1 protein-coding gene is annotated in these 284 nt (G+C 41.9%); it reads right to left on the reverse strand.

What is annotated here, in order from left to right:
• Positions 1-13: 13 nt before the first annotated feature.
• The coding region (locus AABA86_RS34360; RefSeq protein WP_338309906.1) for a hypothetical protein at positions 14-284 on the reverse strand (271 nt) is incomplete at its 5' end.

The following is a 284-nucleotide window of genomic DNA, read 5'->3' on the forward strand; positions in this document are numbered from 1 at the left end:
TATGTTTTCAGTACTAACTCAAGCAAAACTCAATCATCAAAAGCCAAAGCTGTAGCAAGAATCCTCCCAGCTTCACCTTAAAAAAAATGCCAGCAGCAATGAACTGTTTGCAATTATTTTTCATGAAGATGGCATCTTGGGACATGAGCATGATTAAAGCATGTACCTTTAAGCCATATCTTACTGCTGAAGCAGTTTCATCAGCCACCGCAGCCCAAACTTTGTGCTCCAACTCGCATGCTGTTGTTTCGTCATTGCAAGCTCGAAGGAGATCAACTTGCACC

Source organism: Bradyrhizobium sp. TM233, from assembly GCF_036247965.1.
In the GTDB taxonomy this organism is placed as follows: domain Bacteria; phylum Pseudomonadota; class Alphaproteobacteria; order Rhizobiales; family Xanthobacteraceae; genus Bradyrhizobium; species Bradyrhizobium ottawaense.